At 71.5% G+C, this 22,596-nt stretch carries 19 protein-coding genes and 1 tRNA gene; 14 read left to right on the top strand and 6 right to left on the bottom strand.

Annotated elements, in window-relative coordinates; genetic code table 11:
- Positions 1-104: 104 nt before the first annotated feature.
- The 4 genes from DEI81_RS11365 to DEI81_RS11350 all read left to right on the top strand — a co-directional run bounded on the left by DEI81_RS11365 (position 105) and on the right by DEI81_RS11350 (position 5,536).
- A complete protein-coding gene (locus DEI81_RS11365; RefSeq protein ID WP_111010833.1) occupies positions 105-1,217 on the top strand; it encodes a PDZ domain-containing protein in 1,113 nt (370 codons plus the stop codon).
- Between the two features lie 162 nt (positions 1,218-1,379).
- The gene (locus DEI81_RS11360) at positions 1,380-4,430 is read left to right on the top strand and encodes a UPF0182 family protein (RefSeq protein ID WP_181435399.1); all 3,051 of its coding nucleotides are present in this window, start codon (positions 1,380-1,382) and stop codon (positions 4,428-4,430) included.
- Positions 4,431-4,509: 79 nt separating this feature from the next.
- Positions 4,510-4,583: transfer RNA gene (locus tag DEI81_RS11355), tRNA-Met, on the top strand.
- Between the two features lie 146 nt (positions 4,584-4,729).
- A complete protein-coding gene (locus DEI81_RS11350; RefSeq protein ID WP_111010906.1) occupies positions 4,730-5,536 on the top strand; it encodes a carbon-nitrogen hydrolase family protein in 807 nt (268 codons plus the stop codon).
- On the opposite strand, the gene DEI81_RS11345 is transcribed toward DEI81_RS11350, so the two are convergent.
- Positions 5,523-6,728: an aminotransferase class I/II-fold pyridoxal phosphate-dependent enzyme gene (locus DEI81_RS11345; protein WP_111010832.1), complete on the bottom strand. Its 1,206-nt coding sequence runs from the start codon at positions 6,726-6,728 to the stop codon at positions 5,523-5,525. The genes DEI81_RS11350 and DEI81_RS11345 overlap by 14 nt on opposite strands.
- Positions 6,729-7,018: 290 nt before the next feature.
- Here DEI81_RS11345 and DEI81_RS16600 point away from each other — a divergent pair, with 290 nt between their 5' ends.
- From DEI81_RS16600 to DEI81_RS11320, 5 genes are all read left to right on the top strand, one after another.
- The gene (locus tag DEI81_RS16600) at positions 7,019-8,845 is read left to right on the top strand and encodes a S1C family serine protease (protein WP_258368668.1); all 1,827 of its coding nucleotides are present in this window, start codon (positions 7,019-7,021) and stop codon (positions 8,843-8,845) included.
- A 176-nt stretch (positions 8,846-9,021) separates the two neighbouring features.
- On the top strand, positions 9,022-10,065 hold the full coding sequence (locus DEI81_RS11335) for a glycosyltransferase family 2 protein (protein ID WP_111010831.1): 1,044 nt from the start codon (positions 9,022-9,024) through the stop codon (positions 10,063-10,065).
- Between the two features lies 1 nt (position 10,066).
- Positions 10,067-10,960, top strand: a complete 894-nt coding sequence (locus tag DEI81_RS11330) for a CDP-alcohol phosphatidyltransferase family protein (protein ID WP_111010830.1) — start codon at positions 10,067-10,069, stop codon at positions 10,958-10,960.
- A 62-nt stretch (positions 10,961-11,022) separates the two neighbouring features.
- Positions 11,023-11,868 (top strand): glycosyltransferase family 2 protein, encoded by an 846-nt coding sequence (locus DEI81_RS11325; protein WP_258368666.1) that lies wholly within the window; start codon positions 11,023-11,025, stop codon positions 11,866-11,868.
- A gap of 45 nt (positions 11,869-11,913) precedes the next feature.
- Complete coding sequence (locus DEI81_RS11320; RefSeq protein ID WP_111010829.1) at positions 11,914-13,188, top strand: CDP-glycerol glycerophosphotransferase family protein; 1,275 nt, start codon at positions 11,914-11,916, stop codon at positions 13,186-13,188.
- A gap of 23 nt (positions 13,189-13,211) precedes the next feature.
- Here DEI81_RS11320 and DEI81_RS11315 read toward each other — a convergent pair whose 3' ends face one another.
- The 4 genes from DEI81_RS11315 to DEI81_RS11300 all read right to left on the bottom strand — a co-directional run bounded on the left by DEI81_RS11315 (position 13,212) and on the right by DEI81_RS11300 (position 15,935).
- Positions 13,212-13,493, bottom strand: a complete 282-nt coding sequence (locus tag DEI81_RS11315) for a hypothetical protein (RefSeq protein WP_111010828.1) — start codon at positions 13,491-13,493, stop codon at positions 13,212-13,214.
- Between the two features lie 114 nt (positions 13,494-13,607).
- Complete coding sequence (locus DEI81_RS11310) at positions 13,608-14,378, bottom strand: ABC transporter ATP-binding protein (protein WP_111010827.1); 771 nt, start codon at positions 14,376-14,378, stop codon at positions 13,608-13,610.
- On the bottom strand, positions 14,378-15,196 hold the full coding sequence (locus DEI81_RS11305; RefSeq protein WP_111010826.1) for an ABC transporter permease: 819 nt from the start codon (positions 15,194-15,196) through the stop codon (positions 14,378-14,380). Before DEI81_RS11305 ends, DEI81_RS11310 begins: the two co-directional genes overlap by 1 nt.
- 43 nt (positions 15,197-15,239) lie before the next feature.
- Entirely contained in the window at positions 15,240-15,935 is a 696-nt protein-coding gene (locus tag DEI81_RS11300; protein ID WP_111010825.1) for an NTP transferase domain-containing protein, read from the bottom strand.
- A gap of 265 nt (positions 15,936-16,200) precedes the next feature.
- Between DEI81_RS11300 and DEI81_RS11295 the strand changes: the two genes are divergently transcribed.
- Genes DEI81_RS11295 through DEI81_RS11285 form a run of 3 tightly spaced genes read left to right on the top strand, consistent with a single transcriptional unit; the run spans position 16,201 to position 19,423 of the window.
- Entirely contained in the window at positions 16,201-17,562 is a 1,362-nt protein-coding gene (locus tag DEI81_RS11295; protein WP_258368664.1) for an ABC transporter ATP-binding protein, read from the top strand.
- Positions 17,538-19,109, top strand: a complete 1,572-nt coding sequence (locus tag DEI81_RS11290; RefSeq protein WP_111010824.1) for an ABC transporter permease — start codon at positions 17,538-17,540, stop codon at positions 19,107-19,109. Before DEI81_RS11295 ends, DEI81_RS11290 begins: the two co-directional genes overlap by 25 nt.
- A gap of 50 nt (positions 19,110-19,159) precedes the next feature.
- The gene (locus DEI81_RS11285; RefSeq protein ID WP_111010823.1) at positions 19,160-19,423 is read left to right on the top strand and encodes a DUF3039 domain-containing protein; all 264 of its coding nucleotides are present in this window, start codon (positions 19,160-19,162) and stop codon (positions 19,421-19,423) included.
- Between the two features lie 12 nt (positions 19,424-19,435).
- Here the strand turns inward: DEI81_RS11285 and DEI81_RS11280 are convergent, their stop codons facing one another.
- Positions 19,436-20,683 carry a nicotinate phosphoribosyltransferase gene (locus DEI81_RS11280; RefSeq protein WP_375334772.1) on the bottom strand — a complete coding sequence of 416 codons (1,248 nt, stop codon included), beginning with the start codon at positions 20,681-20,683 and terminating at the stop codon, positions 19,436-19,438.
- A 234-nt stretch (positions 20,684-20,917) separates the two neighbouring features.
- Between DEI81_RS11280 and murI the strand changes: the two genes are divergently transcribed.
- Complete coding sequence (murI, locus tag DEI81_RS11275; RefSeq protein WP_111010821.1) at positions 20,918-21,775, top strand: glutamate racemase; 858 nt, start codon at positions 20,918-20,920, stop codon at positions 21,773-21,775.
- A complete protein-coding gene (gene rph / locus DEI81_RS11270) occupies positions 21,772-22,521 on the top strand; it encodes a ribonuclease PH (protein ID WP_111010820.1) in 750 nt (249 codons plus the stop codon). The genes murI and rph overlap by 4 nt, the downstream gene beginning before the upstream one ends.
- Positions 22,522-22,596: the final 75 nt, after the last annotated feature.

Below are 22,596 nucleotides of genomic sequence, written 5' to 3'. Positions count from 1 at the left end.
GACCTGGGACGTGCCCCTCGGACGCCCGTTCGCGCTGCGCCGTGGGCGAACACGCGCTCCCGTGACCGGGACGCGCGGAGCACCGGCCCGTCGGAAGGACCTCGTTGACCCTCTTCGCCCCGGCTCCTGCCCGCCCGCGTTCCCGCGCTCGCACCGTCGGCTGGGTGCTCGTCGTCGCCGCGGTCGTCCTCGCCCTCCTCGCCACCGTGCTGCCGAGCCCGTACGTCATCGAACTGCCGGGCCCCGTGTTCAACACCATCGGCACGCAGCAGCAGGGCACCGCGGCGAAGCCGAAGCGGGTGCAGCTCATCCAGGTGTCGGGACACCCGACCTACCCCACGGCGGGCGCACTCGACATGCTCACCGTGAGCGTCGAGGGCACCCAGACCGAACGCCCGTCGTGGCTCAGCGTCATCCGCGCGCTGTTCACGAAGTCCGAGGCCGTCGTCCCCGCCGAGGCGATCTACCCGACCGGCGAGACCACGGAGCAGGTGAACAAGCAGGACGCCGCCGACATGGCGGACTCCCAGCAGGCGGCGGTCGCGGCGGCCCTCGTCCACCAGGGGTTCACGGTCGGCTCCACGCTCACCGTCTCGGCGGTCGAACCCGGGTCGGCGGCCGATGGCGTCCTGCGCGAGGGCGACGTCATCGAGTCGATCAACGGGAGGTCGTTGACGCACGACAGCGACGCCAGCACCCTCCGCGCGCGCGTGACCGCGAACGGCGCCGGGACGGCCGCCACCCTCGTGGTCCGTCGCGACGGTGCCACCCGGACCGTCTCGATCACACCGAAGGCCTCCGACGGTGCGGTGCTCCTGGGCATCGGCGTCAGCCAGCACTACGACTTCCCGTTCTCGGTGAAGATCCGCCTGCAGGACGTCGGTGGCCCGAGCGCCGGCATGATGTTCGCGCTCGGGACCATCGACAAGCTGACGCCCGGGCACCTCAACGGCGGAGCCCACGTGGCCGGGACGGGCACGATCGACGTCGACGGCGACGTCGGTGCCATCGGTGGGATCCGGCAGAAGCTCTACGGTGCGCGCTCGGCGGGCGCGACGGTGTTCCTGGCCCCGGAGAGCAACTGCGACGAGGTCGCCGGACACGTCCCCGACGGGCTCGACGTCTACGCGGTGTCGACGCTCCGGCAGGCCGTGCACGACCTGTCCGTCGTCCGGAGTGGCGCGAGCACCGCCCACCTGGCGCGCTGCGGATCCTGACCGGGGTCTGCCGCCGTCCATGGCACGCCGGGGCGGCTCCGGGCGGTTCCACCGACGCTCCACAGCCTGCGCTCCGCCCAGCGTGATCGTCAGCCCGAACCCATAGGATCAGGGTCCCGACGGCTGCGACGCCGTCGTGTCGACACGTCTGGAGCTCACCTGGTGACGAACACATCGTCCGCTGTCCGGCGGCGCTCGCCGCGGATCCCGATCGTCGTCACGATCATCGTGCTGGCGGCGTTGGTGATCGCGTTCTTCGTCTTCGCGAGCCTGTACACCGACTACCTCTGGTTCGCGCAGCTCGGGTTCCAACGCGTGCTCACCACCCGGTGGCTCGCCGGCACCGCGATGTTCTTCGCCGGTTTCCTCGGCATGGCGGTGCCGGTGTACGTCAGCATCGCCGTCGCCTACCGGTTCCGGCCGGTCTACGCCAAGCTCAACGCGCAACTCGACCGCTACCAGCAGGTCATCGAACCGCTCCGCCGCGCCGTCATGTTCGGCGTGCCGTCGGTCCTCGGACTGTTCGCCGGCCTCGCGACCGCGCCGCGCTGGAGCCTCGTGCTCGCCTACTTCAACCGCACGCCGTTCGGCCGCGTCGACCCCCAGTTCCACCTCGACATCGCGTTCTACGTGTTCGACCTGCCGTTCTGGCGTGCGCTCGTCGCCTTCGCCTCCGCTGTCGTGCTCATCGCCGGACTCGCCGCCGTCGCCGCCAGCTACCTGTACGGCGCGCTCCGCTTCGGCAGTCGGGAGGTCCGGATCTCGCGGACCGCTCGGGTCCAGTTGGCCGTCACCGCGGCCCTGTACGTGGCCCTGCAGGCCGTCAGCCTCTGGCTCGACCAGTACGCGACCCTCTCGAAGGACAACTCGCTCATCACGGGTGCGCAGTACACCGAGGTCAACGCGACCATCCCCGGGCGCGAGATCCTCGCGGGCATCGCCGCCGTCGTCGCGCTCCTGTTCGTCGTGACGGCGGTCATCGGCCGTTGGCGGATCTCGGTCGTGGGCACCGCGCTGCTGCTCGTGTCGGCCATCGTCGTCGGCGGGATCTACCCCTGGGTCGTCCAGCGCCTGCAGGTGGCACCGAGCGAGCGCAGCTACGAGTCGGCGTTCATCCAGCGCAACATCGACGCGACCCGGTCCGCGTACGACGTCGCGGGAGTGAAGGAGCGTTCGTACGACGCCAGGACCGACACGCAGACCGGAGCGCTCGCGTCGGACGCGCAGACCACGGCGAACATCCGCATCATCGACCCGTCGATCGTGTCGGAGTCGTTCAGCCAGCTGCAGCAGTACCGCCAGTACTACAAGTTCCCCTCCACCCTCGACGTCGACCGCTACGACATCGACGGCACCTCCGAGGACACCGTGATCGCCGTGCGCGACATCGATGTGGAGGGCCTCGGCTCCTCGGCGACGCAGTACAACCGCACGTTCGTGTACACACACGGGTACGGGGTCGTCGCCGCGTACGGCAACCAGCGCACGAGCGACGGCAAGCCCGTGTTCCTCGAGTCCGGCATCCCCTCGACGGGCGACCTCGGGGACTACCAGCCGCGCGTGTACTTCGGCGAGAGCTCGCCCGCGTACTCGATCGTCGGGGCGGCCAAGGGGACGAAGAAGATCGAGCTCGACTACCCCTCGGGCGCCGAGGACGCTGCGGCGAGCAACGCGACGACCACGTACCAGGCGAACGGCGGACCGAGCATCGGCAACGTGTTCAACCGTCTCGTCTACGCGGCCAAGTTCGGGTCGGAGCAGATCCTGCTGTCGAACGCGGTGAACGCGGATTCGCAGATCCTGTACGACCGCGATCCGCTCCAGCGGGTGCAGAAGGTCGCGCCGTACCTGACGCTCGACAAGGACGTCTACCCGGCGATCGTCAACCACCGGGTCGTCTGGATCGTCGACGGCTACACGACGACCGACGCGTACCCGTACTCCCAGAGCGCGAGCCTGTCGGACAGCATCAACGGCACCACCTCGTCCGGGTACAACACCGACCAGGTGAACTACATCCGGAACTCGGTCAAGGCGACGGTGGACGCCTACACGGGCAAGGTCACCCTGTACTCCTGGGACGCGAAGGACCCGCTGCTGACGACGTGGAAGAAGATCTTCCCCGCGACCGTCCAGCCGATGTCGTCGATGAGTGCCGAGCTGCTCGACCACGTGCGGTACCCGACCGACCTGTTCAAGGTGCAGCGGACCATCCTCGGGACCTACCACGTCACGAACGCGAACTCGTTCTACTCCGGTGACGACGCCTGGGTCACGCCGCAGGACCCGTCGTCGAGCTCGTCGAGTTCGTCCACGTCGAGGGTCACCAGCGCACTCGGCACCACCACGACGACCTCGAGCGCCGACCTGCAGGACCCGTACTACCTCACGATGAAGGTCCCGGGGGAGCAGACGGCCTACACGCTCTACTCGACCTACATCCCGCAGCAGTCGGGGTCGAACGCGCGGAACGTGCTGACGGGGTACCTGTCGGTCGACTCGGACGCCGGCGGCCGCGGCAAGGGCAAGCGCTCGAAGGCGTACGGGCGTCTGTCGCTCCTGACGATCCCGAAGACCGACAGCGTGCCCGGTCCGGGTCAGGTCCAGTCGTCGTTCAACGCGGACACCGACGTCTCCACCGAGCTGAACATCCTGAAGCGGGGTGACACGACGATCAAGCGCGGCAACCTGCTGACGCTGCCGATCGGCGGCGGCTTCCTGTACGTCCAGCCGGTGTACGTGCAGTCGACCTCGAACACGTCGTACCCACTACTGCAGAAGGTCCTCGTCGCCTTCGGGGACAAGATCGCGTTCGAGGACACCCTCAACGACGCGCTCAACTCGCTGTTCGGTGGGAACTCCGGTGCCGCGGCGGGTGACCAGGGCGCGTCGACGGGCTCGAGCGGTACCGGTTCGGGTACCAGCGGATCCAGCGGATCCGGCTCGAGCGACACGGGTTCCGACTCGGGCGCGAGCGGTTCCGGTGGATCGAGCGGCGCGGGATCGGTCAGCGCGAACGCCGCCCTCCAGCAGGCGCTCCAGGACGCGAGCCAGGCGCTCCAGGACCGTCAGCAGGCCTACGCCGACAACGACCTCGTGGCGGCGGCCGAGGCCGACAGGCGACTGCAGCAGGCGGTGCAGGACGCGCTCCAGGCCGAGTCGAACGGTGCGACCACGGGGTCGAGCAGCTCGACGAGTTCGTCCAGCAAGTGATCCGGATCGGGGCCCTCGCGTGCGCGGTCGGCCCCGATTCGCGTCCTCGTCGCGGTCGTGTTAGGCTTCTGAACCGTGCCGCGGGGTGGAGCAGTTCGGTAGCTCGCTGGGCTCATAACCCAGAGGTCGTAGGTTCAAATCCTGCCCCCGCAACAAGATGAAGGCCCGGTCCGTCAGGACCGGGCCTTCTGCGTTCCCGCTCCGGTGTTCCCCGTTGGTGCGTTCCCGGTCGAGGGCGGAGCAGACACGGCGCGTCGGTGGGGTCGCGTGCCTCCCGGCCGGTGTCTACGCTCGTGACCGTGCCCGCCACCCTGACCATCGCCGTCGCCCAGTTCGCGCCGGTCGCCGACGTCGCCGCGAACGTGGCGACCATCGGTGCGGCGGCGGTCGGCGCCTCCGGCCGTGGTGCCGACGTCCTCGTCGCACCGGAGTACAGCTCGTTCTTCGAGCCCGAGCTCGGCCGTTCGTACGTCGATGCCGCAGAGCCGCTGGACGGCCCGTTCGTCTCGGGGCTCGCGCAGCACGCGAGGAGGACGGGCCTCACCATCGTCGCGGGCATGAGCGAACGCGGTACGGACGCCGACCGGTTCCGCAACACGGTCGTGGCGGTCGGCGCCGACGGTGAGGTCGTGCTCGCCTACCGCAAGGTGCACCTCTACGACGCGTTCGGCGCTCGGGAGTCGGAGTGGATCGAGCCGGGGGATCCGGAGCAGGAGCCCGTGTTCGAGCGCGGCGGCGTACGGATCGGCGTCGAGACGTGTTACGACCTCCGGTTCCCCGAGGTCAGCCGTCGGCTCGCGGTCGCTGGCGCGGACGTCCTGCTCGTGCCGGCGGAGTGGGTCCGGGGGCCGGGCAAGGAGCACCACTGGCGGACGCTGCTGGCGGCTCGGGCGATCGAGAACACCGTGTACGTGGTCGGTGCCGGGCAGACACCCCCGGTCGGCGTCGGCCACTCGGTGGTGCTCGACCCGTCGGGCGTCGTCGTCGCCGGGCTCGGAGCGGATCCGGGCCTCCTGGCCGCGACGATCGAGACCGCGACCGTCGAACGCGTGCGGGCGGTCAACCCGTCGCTGGCGTTGCGCCGTTACGCGGTCACACCGCGGTAGCGCGGAGTGCCGCGAGCCGGCCGGCGGCCTCCTCGAGCACCTCGCGGCGCTTGCAGAAGGCGAAGCGGACGAGGGAGCGGTAGCCGGCCGCGTGGTCGGGTCGGACGAATGCGGTCACGGGAACTCCGACGACCCCGGCGAGGCGCGGGAGGTCCAGGCAGAGCGCGCGGGCGTCCGGAGCGCCGAGGGGGGCCGCGTCCGCGATGACGAAGTACGTGGCGTCCGGCAGCATGACGTCGAAGCCGGCGGCGGTGAGGCCGGCCGCCAGCAGGTCGCGCTTGACGCGCAGGTCGTCGGCCACACCCTGGAACACGGCGTCCGGCAACCGGAGGCCGACCGCCACCGCGGGTTGGAACGGCGCGCCGTTCACGAAGGTGAGGAACTGCTTGACCGCGAGCGCCGCCTCCACGAGCGCGGCCGGGCCGCTCAACCAGCCGATCTTCCACCCGGTGGTGCTGAAGGTCTTGCCGGCGCTCGAGACCGTGACGGTGCGTTCCCAGGCGCCGGGCAGGGTCGCGATGGGGACGTGCGGGACGCCGAACGTGAGGTGCTCGTAGACCTCGTCGGTGAGGATCACCGCGTCGTGCCGCTCGGCGAGTTCCACGATGGTCGCGAGGACCTCGCGCGGCAGGACCCGACCGGTGGGGTTGTGCGGCGTGTTGACGAGGATCACCCGGGTCCGGTCGGTGACCGCGGCGCGGAGTGCGGCCTCGTCGGGCAGGAAGTCCGGTGCGACCAGGGGGACGGTGACGTGCGTCCCGCCCGCGAGGCGGATGAGTGCGCCGTACGCGTCGTAGAACGGCTCGAAGGTGACGACCTCGTCCCCGGTGTCGACGAGGGCGAGCAGGGTGGCCGCGAGCGCCTCGGTCGCCCCGGCCGTCACGAGGACCTCGCGCTCCGGGTCGAGGTCGATCCCGTGGAACCGCCGCTGGTGCTCGGCGATGGCGGCGCGGAGGTCCGGGATGCCGCGGCCCGGCGGGTACTGGTTGACCCCGGCGAGCACGGCGGCGGCCGCGGCCTCGACCACCGCGGCAGGCCCGTCCTGGTCCGGGAACCCCTGGCCCAGGTTGATGGCGCCGGTGGCCGCCGCGAGCGCGCTCATCTCGGCGAGCACGGTCGGGGCGGGTCGTCCGTCCGGGGCGAGCAGCATCGCTCCCTCGGCGGCGCGGAGCCAGGGTCCGGTGGTTCGCATGCTGCTCCCGTCTCTGGGCTGGTTGGTCCAACCTAACGGCCGGGGCGCACCCGGCGACCGATGTGTCCGGGCGTGACGACCACGACGTTCAGGTGGTGCTTATGCTCGACCTAGGGTCCTGCCAGGGGTGGCAGGACGACCGTTCAGGTGGGTGGGCGAGACTGCTCTGCGCTGGAAGGGAGCACGCCGAGCATGACCGACACCACCCCGACCGGGAACGACGACCGTCGAGCGGCCGCCATGGAGCGGGGCGCCGACGAGCCGACCGCGATGAGAACTGGAGCACGCCGATGACGGCCGACGACGACGAGGCCCGCACGACCGGGGCCGACACGGGGGACGCGGACCAGCCGCGGTACGGCGAGCGACTGCCGGGGTACGGCTCCGACGGTCGAGCGCAGGACGCGCAGCAGACCGATCGCTTCACGGCCCCCTACCCCCGCGACGCGGGCGGCCAGGGCGCCTCGGGCGAGCAGGGTCGCTACGGCGATCAGGGCCACTCCGGGCAGTACGGCGGCGGCCAGGGGCAGTACGGCCAGCAGGGGCAGTACGGTCAGGGGCAGTACGGCCAGCAGGGGCAGGACAGCGGCCAGTACGGCCAGCAGGGCCAGGACAGCGGCCAGTACGGTCAGTACGGTCAGAGCCACCAGGAGGGCGGCCAGTACGGCCAGCAGTCGCCCTACGGGCAGTCGCACGGCGGCTCGGCGTACGGCGTTCCGTCCGCCGGCGGCCAGGGAGCGACCGACCAGTACGGACACCCGATCGGCTACGGACCGGGTGCGCACCAGACCACCGCTCCGGGTTCCTCGCAGGCGCCGACGAGCGCCTTCGGCGACGTGGACGGCGCCGACCGGCGGAACGGGACGTACTTCGAGGGCGGCGACAGTGGTCAGCCGCGCAACGCCCGACGTCGTGGCGCGTTGCCGCTCATCGGGATGCTCGTCATCGGCGCGGTCATCGGCGGGCTGGGCGGGGCCACCGTATGGGCGGTGGCCGACCGCGACGGCGGGACGACCACGACGACCTCGTCGGGCACCACCTCGAACGGGCACCTCACGGTGAACGACTACAACTCCGCGACCGTGGTCACCGCGGTCGCGGCGAAGGCCACGCCCTCGGTCGTCACCATCAACGTGACCGCGGGCGGCGAGGCCGGCACCGGATCCGGCGTCGTGCTCGACAAGGACGGCTACATCGTCACGAACACCCACGTGGTGACGCTCGACGGCGACAGCTCGAAGGGCACGATCCAGGTCACGACCTCGGACGGCAAGATCTACAAGGGCACGCTCGTCGGCACCGACCCCACGGTCGACCTGGCGGTCGTCAAGATCGACGCGAGCGGCCTGACCCCGATGGACTTCGCCAACTCGGAGAAGCTCAACGTCGGCGACACCGCCGTGGCGATCGGCGCGCCGCTCGGGCTGTCGAACACCGTCACCGACGGCATCGTCTCGACCCTGAACCGGAGCATCCAGGTCACGTCGAGCGCGCCGAGCAGCGGTTCCGGTGACTCGAACGACGGCGGCGGCAACAACGGCCAGGGCCCGTACGACTTCTGGGGCAACGGCGACAACGGCAGCGCGTCCACGTCGGACGTCGTGTCGCTGCCCGTGATCCAGACCGACGCGGCGATCAACCCGGGCAACTCGGGTGGTGCGCTGCTCGACTCCAAGGGGCGTCTCATCGGGATCAACGTCGCGATCGCGAGCGCGGGCAGCTCCTCGTCGTCGTCCGACTCCCAGTCGGGCAGCATCGGTGTCGGCTTCGCCATCCCGGCGAACCTCGCCAAGCGCGTCGCGGGCGAGATCATCGACAGCGGTTCCGCCAGCCACGGTCTCCTCGGCGCCACGGTCGGCGACGCGACCGACGACACGAGCGCCACGCAGGTGGGCGCGGTCATCAAGTCGGTGACGAGCGGTGGCGCCGCGGCGTCGGCCGGGCTGCAGAAGGGCGACGTCGTGACGGCGCTCGGTGGTGTCCAGGTCACCGACGGTACCGACCTCACCGCACAGGTGCGGTACCTCGCGGGCGGTGCGAAGACCACGGTCACGTACGTCCGGAACGGGCAGAGCCACACCGCCGACGTCACGCTGGGCACCTACAAGGCCAGCTGACGCCGGGCGGCCGACCGGGAGGCCCGGCCCACCTCGACGAGGTGGGCCGGGCCTCCCGCCATCCCGGCCGGGCGCAGGGGCGCGGTCGACGGCGCTGCTAGGCTCGTGCACGCTCTACGGGGCGGTCCCCGGTGGGCCACGGCTCCGTTCCGCGAGGACCACGAGGTACTGATCGAATGCAGCCAGACGGCCAGCCCCTGCCGGGGGTCTCGTACGTGATGCCGGTCCTCAACGAGGTCACCGAGGTCCGTGCGGCGGTCGGGAGCCTGCTCGACCAGGACTACGACGGACCGATCGAGATCATCCTGGCGCTCGGCCCCTCCATCGACGGCACCAACGAGCTGGTCGAGGAGATGAGCCGCGCCGATCCCCGCATCCGCGCCGTCCCGAACCCGGTCGGCTCCACGCCCGCGGGGCTCAACGTCGCCATCCGGCATTCGGTGCACCCGGTCGTCGTCCGCGTCGACGCCCACTCGGTGCTGCCGCCGGAGTACACGCGGGTCGCGGTCCGCGTGCTGCTCGAGTCCGGCGCCGACAACGTCGGCGGCATCATGCGGGCCGAGGGACGCACCCCGTTCGAGCGCGCGGTCGCGCTCGCGTACGGCAGCCGGGTCGGGCTCGGTGGCACCCCGCACCACGTGGGCGGTCAGGCCGGTCCGGCCGAGACCGCGTACCTCGGCGTGTTCCGACGCGAGCGGCTCGTCGAGGTCGGTCTGTTCGACGAGGGCATCAAGCGCGGCCAGGACTGGGAGCTGAACCGTCGTCTGCGGATGACGGGCGGGACGGTGTGGTTCACCCCCGAACTCGTGGTGACGTACCGGCCCCGGCCGAGCCTGCGTCGCCTCGTGCGGCAGTTCGTGGCGACCGGTCTGTGGCGCGGCGAGCTCGCACGGCGCTTCCCGACGGGCAACGGTCTGCGGTACTTCGTCCCCCCGGTCATGGTCGTGGCGGTGTCCGGCGGTGTCATCGCCGGCATCGTCGGCGTCGTCGGGGCGATCCTCCGGTCGGCCCTCTCCTGGGCGATGCTCGGGTTCGTCGTCCCGGGCGCGTACCTGGCGTTCGTGGTGGTCGGTGCATCGGTCGTCGCACGCCGCAGTGACCCGGTGACGCGGGCGTGGCTCGTCGTCGTGCTGCCGTGCATCCACATCGGGTGGGGGATCGGGTTCGTCCTCGGGTTCCTCGCCCGCACCTCCGAACTCACGACCCACACCGGGAGGTGACATGACCGACGACCAGATCCCCGAGCACGTCCCGGGCGAGTCGGGAGCGGACGACGAGTCGCTGCCCCAGGACCGCCCCTTCGGCGACCACGTCGAGCACGCGTACGACCGGCCGCGGTCCATCGCCGAGCTCCGCGCGGTGACGCAGCCCGACGAGGTCCGCTCACGTGCGAATGCGGAACACTGGACGGCGTCGCTGTACCTGCGCGACGTCTCCCCGTACCTGACCTGGTTCCTGCTGCGCACCCGGATCAGCGCGAACCAGGTGACGGGCGTCATGATCCTCGTCGGCTGGAGCACGGCGGCCGCGTTGCTCGTGCCCGGACTCCTCGGGGCCGCGCTCGCGCTCGTGCTCGGACAACTCCAGATGCTCGTCGACTGCTCCGACGGTGAGGTCGCCCGGTGGCGGGGGACCCGGTCGCCCGCGGGGGTGTTCCTCGACAAGGTCGGGCACTACACGACTGAGGGCCTGATCCCGGCTGCGCTCGGCGTCCGAGCCGCGACCTGGCCCGTGCACGGCGGCGACTACGCGTGGACGACGATCGGGTTCGCACTGGCGCTCGTGATCGTGCTCAACAAGGCGCTCAACGACATGGTGCACGTGGCGCGGGCGAACGCGGGGCTGGATCGACTGGTCGACCGCCGCGACCACACGACGGTGCCGAGCGGCCGTCGCCTCGCGTCCCTCCGCCAGGTCGCGCGGTTCCTGCCGTTCCACCGGCTGTACCACTCCGTCGAGCTCACCATCCTCGCGTTCGTGTTCGCGCTCCTCGGGCTCGTCATGGGGCACCCGCTGGCGGACCGGATCCTCGTCGGGGCGCTCCTGCCGCTGTCGGTCCTGGCGCTCGCCGGGCACTTCCTCGCGATCATCGCCTCGAAGCGGGTGCGGGCGTGACCGGGCCCGGGACCCTGCGCCGCCGAGCGGTGCCGCATCGTGACCGTCCACGGGTCGCGGTGGTGAGCCTCACACAGGGCACGCGTCCGGACGACCTCCGGCGCGGGCTCGAGTCCGTGCTCGCACAGGAGCGCGTCGAGCTCGACGTCGTGTGTGTCGGCAACGGCTGGACCCCCACCGGCCTGCCCGAGGGCGTCCGACCGCTCGCGCTCGCCGAGAACGTCGGGATCCCCGCGGGCCGGAACGCCGGAGCAGCCGTAGTGGAGGGCGACTACGTGTTCTTCCTCGACGACGACGCCGCGATCCCGTCCCCGTCGTTCCTCGCGGACGCCGTGCGTGCCTTCGAGGGAGATCCGACGCTCGGACTCATCCAGCCGCGGGTCGTCGACCCGAGCGGGGCATCCAACCCCCGCCGCTGGGTGCCCCGGATCCGCAAGGGCGACCCGCGGCGGTCCGGTCCGGTGTTCAGCGTGTGGGAGGGCGCGACGATGTTGCCGTTCGAGGTGTTCCGCGCCACGGGCGGCTGGGGGGACGTGTACTTCTACGCGCACGAGGGCATCGAGCTCGCCTGGCGCGTCTGGGGCGTCGGTCGGCGTGCCTGGTACGCGGGGGACCTCGTCGCGAACCACCCCGCGATCGACCCGGCTCGGCACCGCGAGTACTACCGGCTCAACGCCCGGAACCGGGTGTGGCTCGCCCGCCGGAACCTGCCGGCGGTGCTGCAGCCGGTGTACGTGGCGAGCTGGGCCCTCGTCCAGCTGATCCGGTGGCGTCGACACCCGCGACGACTGCTCGTGTGGTTCGCCGGTCTCCGCGAGGGCTGGTCCACCGACTGCGGCCCCCGCCGACCCCTCGGCCTCATCACCATCGCGCGCATGACCGCCGCCGGTCGGCCGCCCGTCGTCTAGCCCAGATCGAAGTGGTCGTCCCAGGACGGCCGGAAGGAGGGACCGTTGCCGATCCTCCGTGACGTCCGCACCGCGCGCCGGCTGGTCACCCGCCTCGTGCGCTCGCGCCGCAACCGCCGCGAACTCGACCGACGGCTCCCGTCCGTCGACGTCCCGGATCCCCGCTCGATCGAGATCGCCGTGTACTTCGCCGACGGACCCGTGAACATGTACCAGATCCGGCAGTGGTACGCGCCGCTGGCCAAGCTCGCCAAGGAGCACCCGGTGGCGATCATCGCGCGGTCGCCCGGCACCATGCTGAGTCTGCTCGAGGAGGCGCCCGTGCCGGTCGTGTACGCGCGGCAAGTGGTCGACCTCGAGCGGTTCGTGGACGAACAGCGCCCCCGCATCGTCCTGTACGTCAACCAGAACGCCCGGAACTTCCAGATGATGCGGTACGGGCGCATGTGGCACGTCTTCGTCAACCACGGCGAGAGCGACAAGATGTACATGACGACGAACCAGTTCAAGGCGTACGACTACGCCCTGATCGCCGGGGACGCCGCGCGCGACCGGCTGTCGAAGGCGCTGTGGGACTACGACCTCGATCGCCGGACGATCGCCATCGGACGTCCGCAGGCCGATCACTTCGCCGGCGCGGTGCCGTACCCGTCCGACGGTCGCACCGTGGTGCTCTACGCGCCGACATGGGAGGGCGACCGGTCGGCAGCCGCGTACGGCTCCATCGCCACGCACGGCGTCGCGCTCACCGAGCGCGTGCTCGCGTCGCCCCAGCACCGGCTGGTCTACCGGCCACACCCTCGCAGCGGCGTCCGCGACGCCGACTACCGGGAGGCCCACCAGCGCATCGTCGCCGCCATCACCGCCGCGAACGCCGCTGATCCGGCCGCTCACCACGTGTACGACGACGGTCCGGTGCTCGGGTGGCAGCTCGCCGACGCCGACGTCGCGATCACGGACATCAGCGCGATGATCTACGACCGGCTCGCCGTCGGTCGCCCGTTGATCGTGACGCGGCCCGTCCATCCGGACGCCGAGGTCGACGAGGGCGGCTACCTGACGGCTGCGGACTGGCTCCACGCCGAGGACGCCCCCGCCGTGCTCGACCGGGTCGACGCGGCGCTGCACGACGCCTCGCAGACCGAGCGGCTCCGGTACTGGGTTGGCCGGTACTTCGGGGACACGACGCCCGGAGCGGCGACGGCGCGGTTCCACGCCGCGGTCGAGCGGTTGCTCGCCCGCTGGCACGAGGTCGCGCGCGAACGCGGTGCCGATGACGCGCGCGGTGACACGCCCACCGCGCCGGCGCCGACCGCCTGACCTGCGCTCCGGCCCGGGCGCCCTCACAGGGCGACCCGCCAGAGGTACTCCTGCCGGTCGGGCCGGCGCCACCGGACGACGACCACGCCGGCGTCCTCCGACGCCCCACCGAACACGGCGATGCCGAGTGCCTGACCGGGATCGAGCCGGCGGATGCGGAGCGGGGGAGCGTACCCGGTGCCGAGATGCGTGAGGGTGAGGCCGTCGAGTGGTTCGTCGCTCCGGTTCCGGAGGTCGTAGCGGTGCGGGCTGTCGGATCGTTCGAGCTGGAAGGGGACGGGGTACGCGGTCTCGGTGTGGAGCATGGGGCCGACGCTAGGGGGAGCGGCCGACGGTGGGGGCCGGGCGGACCCTTGGGCCGACGGGGGTTGTGGAGCGGGGCGGTGCGGCTCCGGTTGTGGAGCGGGAGCGAGCGCGGGTCAGGCGCCGGCGCTGTCCGCCGCGTAGCGGTCGAGCGCCTCGTCGATCGTGCCGTCGAGCACGAGTGCTCCCTTGTCCAGGTAGAGGCCGCGCGTGCAGAAGCGGCGCAGGTCCTTGTCGTTGTGGGACACGAAGAACAGCGTGCGACCACCGGCGAGCATCTCGTCGATGCGGCGGTAGCACTTCTCGCGGAACGCCCTGTCGCCGACGGCGAGGACCTCGTCGACCAGGATGATCGGCTCCTCGAGGCGTGCGATCACCGCGAACGCGATCCGGACCTTCATGCCGCTCGACAGGTGCTTGTAGGGGGTGTCGACGAAGTCACCGATCTCGGCGAAGGCGATGATGTCGTCGAAGGCCGCCTGGATCTCGGCCTTCGACATGCCGTGGAGGCCGGCGGTGAGGAAGACGTTGTCGCGCACGGTCAGGTCGCCGACGAAGCCACCGGTGATCTCGATGAGCGGCGCGACCCCGGCGCCGACGTGGACCCGGCCCTCGTCGGGCAGCATCACCTGCGCCACGAGCTTGAGCAGCGTCGACTTGCCCTGGCCGTTGCGCCCGACCACGCCGATCGACTCGCCCGGCTGCACCGTGAACGAGACGTGTCGGAGGGCCCAGAACTCGTCGGGCCGTCGTCGTCGGCTCCGCCCCGCGAAGAGGTCCTTGAAGCTCCGGTGCGAGCGGCGGTTGCGACGGAACCGGATGCCCGCGTCCTCGACCGCGATCACCGGGGTCGTGCGGACGTCGACGGTGGCGACGGGTGCGGTCATCAGAGCTCCTTCAGGACGCGGCGCTCACTCGCGCGGAACACGAGCAGGCCGACGCCGAGCACGACGAGGGTGACGACCGCGCCGACCACGATCGCCCGCTCGTTGAACTGGTTGGGGAAGAACCCCGACCGGTACATGCTGAAGATGCCCGTCAGCGGGTTGAACGACGACCAGCCGTGCAGGGCCTTCGGCAGGTTGAGGGGCGAGTAGATGATCGGCGACGCGTAGAAGGCGAAGCGGAGGACGAGCTTCGTCGCGCGCTCGAGGTCGCGGAAGAACACGACGAGGGGGGCGACGATCATGCCGATGCCGTAGACGAGCACGAGCTGCTCGACGATCGCGACGGGGAACCAGACGATCTGCCAGTGCACGGGCGCTCCGGAGACCACGGCGAACAGCGCGAGGACCGGGATGCTGAAGAGGAACTCGATGCCCTTCGACAGATCGACCCGCGCCACCCAGATGCTCCGCGGGATCGTCGTCGAGCGGATGAGCTTGGTCTCCTTGATGAACGCCCGCGTCGAGTCGGAGACGGCGCCGGTGAACCACATCCACGGCAGCAGGGCCGTGAGCAGGAACACGATGTACGGTTCCTCGCCGACGTCGCGGTGGAACACCTGCGTGAAGACGAACCAGTAGATGCCCGACATGACGAGCGGATCGAGGATCGACCACAGGTACCCGAGCGCGGAGGTCGAGTACCGGACCCGGAGGTCCCGCATCGTCAGGAGCCAGAGTGCGTGACGGTACCGGGTGCTCGCGGTCCGTGAGGCCGCCGGGGCGGTCGGTGTGGTCACCGGCGCACTCGTCGTGGTCATGCGTTCCCTCGGCATCGAGCCGAGGCGACCCGGACGGAACGGATCAGACGAACAGGTCGTTCGCGCGCTCGAGGTCCTCGGCGAAGTCGATCTCGACCGCGTAGAGGTCGGAGATGTCTACGGGCGACCAGCGTAGCCCGTCCTCGGCGATGGCCGCCTCGATGCCGCCCTCGAAGTACTCCTGGTCGTCGACGCGACCGAGCTGACGGATGAGCGCCTGCTTGTCGGACGAGGAGACGTAGTTGATGCCGACGGCCTCACCGAGCCCACCGACGACCCGCTTCGAGAGCTTGTCGATGAAGCCCTCGGCGTCGACGGTGTACTTGACCTCTTCGTCCGAGACCTTCTCGGTGTTGACGCTGACGAACGAGCGGTCCTGGTCCATCATGTCCGCAGCGCGCACGAGCGCACGCGGGTCGAACACGACGTCGCCGTTCATCCAGAGGACTCCGCCCTTGCCGGACGCGCCGAGCGCACGGAGGAGGCTCTTCGAGGTGTTCGTGGAGTCGTAGGACTCGTTGTAGACAAAGGAGGCCTCGGGGAAGGCCTCGACGATGTACTCCGACTTGTAGCCGACGACGATCGTGACGCGTGCGGAGGACCCGAACGCGGCGCGGATGTTGTCGAACTGCTGCTGCATGATGGTCCGGCCGTCCGCCAGCTCGGTGAGGGGCTTCGGGAGCGAGCGACCGAGCCGGCTGCCCATACCCGCGGCGAGGATCACGATCTGCGTGGTCATGCTGGTCTCCTCGGGGTCCGCCCGGGCGCCGTTGCGCGGTCGGGCTGATCGATCCTGCCCGAGACGTCTCTGAGATGCCCGAGAACATCGGTACCCCGGGGACGGACGAGCGCGGCAGGTTGCTGATTCGTGAACACACCGTTGTGTCTCGGTGAATCCTAGGCGCCCTCGTGCGCGGAGCGGCCGGGCACCGCGCATTTCGTGTCCGATTCGTGATCGTGCGGAGCCGGGCTCGCGTCATCCCTGGCGTTGGTACGGTGGGGCGGTGGGAGCTGTGACCGACGATGCGGACGACGCCGTCGGTGCTGCCACCCGGAACATGGATGGCGTCGACGAACGGCGCGGTACGGGGGACGACGTGACCGACGGCGAGCGGACCGACGGCGAGGGCGGCGCGCTGCCCGCCGCCGTCCCGAAGAGCACGACGCCGAAGCCCCGGGTCAAGCGACCGGCGGCACCGCGGACGGGTGCCGGTCGTTCCGGCGCTGCACGTCCGGGTGCACCGCGCGGTCGCGCCGGCGCTGCCCGCGGTGCCCGTGGCGCCGAGGAGGCGACCGCGGCCGCCGGCCCCGCTGCGGACGAGTCCTCGCCCTACGCGACCATGGACGCGACGGCGGACCTGTCGGAGTTCCCGCTCGAGGACGTCGGTGGCCTGCCTCCCGCTGTCGGTGACGACGATGCGGTCGTGACGTCCACGGACGCTCCGCCCGTCGGGGCCACGGCGCCCGCGGTTCCGGCCGAGCAGGACGACGCCACCCCGGACGCCCGGGGACAACGCACCACGGCCGCCGCGCCCGGCACCGCCCGGACCGGCAAGAAGCGGGCCGCCCGACCCGTGACGAAGCGCACCTCGCCCCGGCCGCAGCAACCGATCGTCCTGGCGGCCTCCGGACTCGTCAAGCGGTACGGCCAGACGGTCGCCGCCGACCACATCGACCTGGAGATCCGCAAGGGCTCGGTGTTCGGCGTCGTCGGTCCGAACGGTGCCGGCAAGACGACCACGCTCTCGATGCTGACCGGGCTCCTCCGCCCCGACGCGGGCAGCGTGACGGTCCTCGACCACGACGTCTGGTCCGACCCGACCGCGGCGAAGCGTGCGATGGGGGTGCTCCCGGACCGACTCCGCCTGTTCGATCGCCTGACGGGCGCGCAGCTGCTCTTCTACTCGGCGACGCTGCACGGCCTCGACCGGGCCACGGCACGCTCGCGGAGCGCGGACCTCGCGCAGGCGTTCGACCTCGGCGAGGCCCTCGGTCGGCAGGTCGCGGACTACTCCGTCGGTATGGCGAAGAAGATCGCCCTCGCCGCGACACTGATCCACTCGCCGCGGCTCCTCGTGCTCGACGAGCCGTTCGAGTCGGTCGACCCGGTCAGTGCCGTGACGATCACCGACATCCTGCGCCGGTACGCCGCGGGTGGTGGCACCGTGGTGCTGTCGAGCCACTCCATGGAACTGGTGCAGCGCACGTGCGACTCGGTCGCGATCATCGTCGGTGGGCAGGTGCTCGCGTCGGGCACGATGGCCCAGGTCCGCGGGCGCAAGAGCCTCGAGGACAAGTTCGTCGAACTCGCCGGTGGCCGGGTCGTCGGAGAGAGCATGGAATGGTTGCACAACTCCTCCGACTGAGACTCGACTCGCTGGGCGGCGCGCTCCGCCGGTCCGCGTCCCGCTCCGTCCTCGTGGTGGTCGCCGCGCTGGCCGCGTTCGTCGCAGCCGCATGCGCCGCTGCCGCCGTGGCCGGGCTCCGCGATGACACCGCGTCCACGGCCGCGGCCCTCGTCGTGCCGGTCGGCGCACTCGTGGCGCTCGGCTTCACGCTCGTCCCGTTCGCGCTCGGCGAGGGGGACCAGCTCGACCCACGGCGCTTCGCCACGTTCGGCATCGGCCGTCGCGACCTCACCCTCGGGCTCGGCGTCGCCGGACTCGTCGGGGTGCCGACCGTGGCCGTGGCCGTCGTCGCCGTGGCGCAGGTGGTCGCCTGGAGCCGGGGCGTCGGCACGACACTGCTCGCGCTGCTGTCCGCGGTCCTCGTCGTGCTCACCTGCGCGCTCCTCGCACGGGTGACGGCGACGCTCGGCGCCTGGCTGTTCGCCGCGCACCGCACCCGCGACGCCGGCTGGCTCGTCGCACTCGTGGTGGTGGTCCTCGGCCTGCCGGCGCTCTCGCTCGTGGTCATGGCGGCCCGACACGACCCCGTGTCGGCGAGCGTCCGACACGCGGCAGGGGCCGCCGGTTGGACCCCGTGGGGTGCGGCGTGGTCGTTCCCCGCGTCCGCCGAGGCCGGGCACGTGGGGGCCGCCGTGGGGCAGCTCGTCGTCGCCCTCGCCGTCGTCGGCGTGCTCGGGTGGGCGTGGTGGGCACTCGTCGGCACGCTGCTGGAACACGTCGACGCGGGTCGTCGCACTCGGCGGTACCGGACGCTCGGCTGGTTCGACCAGCTCCCGGCGCACCCGGTCGGCGCCGTGGCCGCGCGGAGCTTGACCTACTGGAGCCGCGACCCGCGCTACCGGTCGTCGTACCTCGTGCTCCTGTTCGTGCCCATCGTGGTGCTGCCGCTCGGCGTCGCGGGCATGCCGTGGCACTGGACCGCGCTCGTGCCGCTGCCGATCATGGCGCTCATCGCCGGGTTCCTGCCCCACAACGACGCCTCGTACGACAACACCGCGGTGTGGCTCCACGTCGCGTCGGGGGCACCGGGGTGGAGCGACCGGCTCGGTCGGCTCGTGCCCGTGCTCGTCGTCGGCGTACCCGCCCTGGTGATCGGCGCGGTGGTGTCCGTCTGGCTCTACGGCGACCCGTCGCTGCTGCCGGTGGTGCTCGGCGTGGCCGGGTGCGCACTGCTCACGGGCCTCGGGCTGTCGAGCATCGCGTCCGCGCTCCTGCCGTACCCGGCGGTCCGACCGGGCGACCACCCGTTCCGGCAGCCGCAGGCCACGGGCGCGCTCGCCGTCACCGCGCAGTCCGCGACGATCGTCGTGACCGTGCTGCTGACCCTGCCCGCCGGATGGTTCGCCGTGCGCGCGTTCCGTGACGGTCCGCACCCCTGGGCGCTCGCGACGCTCGGCTCGGGCATCGCCATCGGGGTCGTGGTGCTCGTGATCGGCGTGTTCGTCGGCGGCCGGCTCTTCGAGCGCTCCGGGCCGGACATCCTCGCTGCGGCGCAGCGGAACTGATCGGGCGGAGCGCACATCCGGTCCACCGGACTGCGACGTACCCTGGGTCCATGAGCACGATGGAACCGGGTGGTGGCGGCCTCGACGTGATGGACCGCGAGCTCGAGCAGCTCCTCGAGGACGAGGGCGTCGAGCCCGGGGACCACGAGCGCTTCTCGCACTACGTGAAGAAGGAGAAGATCCTCGAGTCCGCGATGACGGGCAAGCCCGTCAAGGCGCTGTGTGGCAAGAAGTGGACGCCAGGACGTGACCCGGAGAAGTTCCCGGTCTGCCCCACCTGCAAGGAGATCTACGAGCGCATGCGCGACGAGTAGCCCGTCCCGTCCTCACGCGTACAGCGTGGGGACGGCCGGTTCGCCGCGACCGATCCGTTCGGCGTCCGCCGGGAGCTCGGCCTTCGCCCGGCGGTGATGCCGGCGCGCAGCATCGACCCCGTGCACGCCGAGGAACGCGTCGTCGACCTCGCCGTGCGTCACGACCGGCACGAGCAGGGGCCGTTCGTCGTCCGCGGGAGCACCGCCCACGCGCAGGACCTCGGCGACCGCGACACCGTCCTGCAGCCGGCGCCCCGCGGTCTTCGCACCACCGACCGTCGCCTTGTCGGCGGACTTCTTGGCGACCGGCACCCACGCTCCCGAGGCGTCCTCGTGTGCAACGAGCTTGAACACCATGCCCGCCGCCGGGTGACCGCTGCCGGACACGACGCTCGTGCCGACGCCGTACGAGTCGACGGGGGCTGCCCGGAGCGCGGCGATCGTGTACTCGTCGAGGTCGTTCGTCACCGTGATCTTCGTCGACGTCGCTCCCAGACGGTCGAGCTGCGCGCGCACGGTCGCGACGACGCTCGGCAGGTCGCCGCTGTCGATGCGGACCGCACCGAGGTGTCCGTCGGTCAGTCGGACCGCCGTCTCGACCGCGCGCTCGATGTCGAAGGTGTCCACGAGCAGGGTCGTGCCGTCACCGAGTGCCGCGAGCTGTGAGCGGAACGCGGCTTCTTCGGAGTCGTGGAGGAGCGTGAAGGCGTGTGCGGCCGTGCCCATCGTCGGGATGCCGAAGACGCGGCCGGCCTCGAGGTTGCTCGTCGCCCCGAACCCCGCCACGTAGGCCGCCCGGGCGGCGGCGACCGCGCTGCGTTCCCCGGTCCGGCGCGACCCCATCTCGGCGAGGGGGCGGCGGTCGGCCGCCGACACCATGCGCGCCGCGGCGGACGCGACCGCCGAGTCGGCGTTGAGCACGCTGAGCGCGAGTGTCTCGAGCACGACCGCCTCGGCGAACGTGCCCTCGATCTGGAGGATCGGCGAGTTCGGGAAGTACACCTCGCCTTCCCGGTACGCCCGGACGTCGCCACGGAACCGGTAGCCCGCGAGCCAGTCCGCGGTGCCGGGGGCGACGATGCGTCGGTCGCGGAGGAACGCGATGTCGTCGTCGTCGAAGCGGAACTCGTCGAGCAGGGCGAGGAACCGTCCCAGTCCCGCGGACACCCCGTACCGGCGGCCGTCGGGCAGGCGCCGTGCGAACACCTCGAACACGCAGCGGCGGTCCGCGGTGCCGTCCTTGAGGGCGGCGTCCACCATCGTGAGCTCGTACTGGTCGGTGAGGAGGGCCGTGGTCACCCGCCCGAGCGTAGTCCGGGCCGTCGTGCTGCCGTCGTGCTGCCGTCGTGCTGCCGTCGTGCTGCCGACCTGCCGCGCGCCGGACCGGCGGGCCGTCGGAGCGGCCGCGCGGCGGAGCGGCCGCGGGATGGGCGGACCTGACCGCCGGACGGGTGTCGGGCCTCCCGGCCGAGCCGCGCGGGTACGCTGGGGGCCGTGACGGACGCGCCCATCGGAGTCTTCGACAGCGGTGTCGGCGGCCTCACCGTCGCCCGCGCGATCATCGACCAGCTGCCGCGCGAGTCGATGCGCTACGTCGGGGACACCGCACACTCGCCGTACGGCCCGAAGCGGATCGCCGACGTCCGCCGGTACGCGCTCGAGGTCATGGACGACCTGGTGGACCAAGGGGTCAAGGCGCTCGTCATCGCCTGCAACACGGCGAGCTCCGCCGTGCTCCGGGACGCCCGGGAGCGCTACGAGCAGGCCTACGGGATCCCGGTCGTCGAGGTGATCCAGCCAGCCGTGCGCGCCGCGGTCAAGCAGAGCCGGACGCGCCGGATCGGCGTCATCGGCACGATCGGCACCATCGGTTCGCGGTCCTACGAGGACGCCTTCGCGGCGGCCTCCGACGTCACGCTGACCCTCGCCGCCTGTCCCCGGTTCGTCGAGTTCGTGGAGGCCGGGGACACCGCCTCGCCCGCGCTCCGCGCCGTGGCCGAGCAGTACCTCGCGCCGATCCGCGCCGCCGACGTCGACACGCTCGTGCTCGGCTGCACCCACTACCCGCTCATGTCCGCCGCGATCCAGTACGTCATGGGTCCGGACGTCACCCTCGTCTCGAGCGCCGAGGAGACCGCGAACGACGTCTACCGTCGACTCGTCGAGCACGGCATCGAGCGGACGGCGACGACGCCGCCGACGTACGCGTTCGACACCACCGGGACCGACCGCGCCGGCTTCATCCGGCTCGCCCGCCGGTTCCTCGGACCGGAGGTCTCCCGCGTCGGTCATCTCGAGACCGGCGCGATCGACCTGCCACGCATCCCAGCCACCACCGGAAGGACACCATGACCGACGACGGCACCCGCATCGACGGACGCACCGCCACCGACCACCGTCCCGTGACCATCGAGCGCGGCTGGAGCGCCCAGGCGGAGGGCAGCGCGCTCATCGCCTTCGGCGGCACCAAGGTGCTCTGCACGGCGTCCTTCACGAACGGCGTCCCGCGCTGGATGGCGGGCAAGGGCACCGGGTGGGTGACCGCGGAGTACTCGATGCTCCCGCGCTCCACGAACGAGCGCATGCAGCGCGAGTCGATCAAGGGCAAGGTCGGCGGGCGGACGCACGAGATCTCGCGGCTGATCGGCCGGTCGCTCCGTGCCGTCGTCGACATGAAGGGACTCGGCGAGAACACCATCGTGCTCGACTGCGACGTCCTGCAGGCCGACGGCGGGACCAGGACGGCGTCCATCACGGGCGCGTACGTCGCCCTCGCCGACGCGATCGCCTGGGGCCGCGAGCGCGGGTTCGTCGGCAAGAAGGCGACGCCGCTCACGGACAGCGTCGCCGCGATCTCCGTCGGGATCGTCGGCGGCGTGCCGATGCTCGACCTGGCGTACGAGGAGGACTCGCGCGCGGACACCGACATGAACATCGTCACGACGGGTGCCGGGACCTTCGTCGAGGTGCAGGGCACCGCCGAGCACGCTCCGTTCGACCGGGCCGAGCTCGACACGCTGCTCGACCTCGGGCTCGCCGGAACGGCCTCGCTCGCGGCGATCCAGCGTGCGGTCCTCGCCGAGACGGCGACGGCATGACCGGGGCCGGGGCCGGGGCCGCGGAGGGAGCCGACGCCGCCGCCCCGGTCCACGCCGACGACGCCGCCGGGGCCA

Origin of the sequence: Curtobacterium sp. MCBD17_013, assembly GCF_003234565.1 — a bacterium.
Classification (GTDB): Bacteria; Actinomycetota; Actinomycetes; order Actinomycetales; family Microbacteriaceae; genus Curtobacterium.
Note: the sequence above shows the minus strand (reverse complement) of the source record. Positions and strands in the feature narration are given on the sequence as shown.